The sequence below is a fragment of the Mesorhizobium sp. M7A.F.Ca.CA.001.10.2.1 genome, from assembly GCF_003998575.1.
In the GTDB taxonomy this organism is placed as follows: domain Bacteria; phylum Pseudomonadota; class Alphaproteobacteria; order Rhizobiales; family Rhizobiaceae; genus Mesorhizobium.
Map to the genome: position 1 here is coordinate 1 of NZ_RZQY01001123.1, position 986 is coordinate 986.

General features: G+C 66.9%; 1 pseudogene. It reads right to left on the reverse strand.

The features are described from left to right. Positions 1–986 (reverse strand): annotated as a pseudogene (locus tag EN964_RS35575) (cobaltochelatase subunit CobN); the annotation flags it as partial.

Consider the following 986-nt stretch of genomic DNA (forward strand, 5'->3'; position numbering starts at 1 on the left):
GCGCGGGGGCAGCGTCGGATCGTGGTAGTCGGCGCGGCGGTCGGCGGAGCGGCCGCGATCCGGGGCGAGGGCGATGGTGACGTTGCCGAAGGTGGTGGCGCGGAAGGGGAAACTTCGGCGCGAGGCGCCCCCCTCTGTCCTGCCGGACAGAGGGGGGCGCCTCGCGCAGACCCGTCTCATCTTCCACCTTCCCCCAAGCGGCTTCGACCGCAGCGATTGCCGCAGTCGGCAACTCCGTCGAGAAGGCAATGTAGTTATCTAAGGCCAATCCAGTATCGCTGGCTTCCAGCAAATCCAGCAACCCACGCGGCGTCTCCGGAATTCCCTCAACACCATAATCCTGTCCCTTCAGGTCATGCAGAATGGCCAGCACGCTGGACGGCACGTCGAGGCCGACGGCATAGCCGGTGCGGCCGGGGGCGCTGGGATAATCCGGCATCAGGATCGCCAGCTTGCGCTCGGCGCGGGGCGTCTCCTGCAGGCGGATAAAGGCCGCGACGCGGTCAGCCACTTGCGCCACGCGATCCGGTTCCGGCCGGTTGGCGAAAGCGCGGTGGCCAAGTGCTGGATCGATCTCGCTCTCGCCCTTGAAGGAAATGGCGCCGGCCAGGATGCGGCCGTCGAGCTCGGGCAGCACGACATGCATGGCAAGGTCGGCGGGCGCCAGGCCGCGCTGGTTGCTCTCCCAGATGTCGCGGCGGGTGGTGGCGACGATGACCTGGAAGACCGGCACGCCGGCGCGGTCGAACAAGGTCTCATTGCCCGGTTCGGCACCGGACGCGAAAGCGGTAGCGGTGACGATGGCGGCGGGTTTCAGTGAGGCGAGTGCTGTTTCCACGAAGGCCAGGGATGCCGGGTCCTTGAGGGTGGAGACGAAGATGGGGACCGGGTTGATGCCGCGCTGTCGCAGAGCTTCAAAAAGTGCGTCGATTGGCGCGACATCGGCGGCCAGCAGCATCGAGCGGTAGAACAGGATAGGCACGACC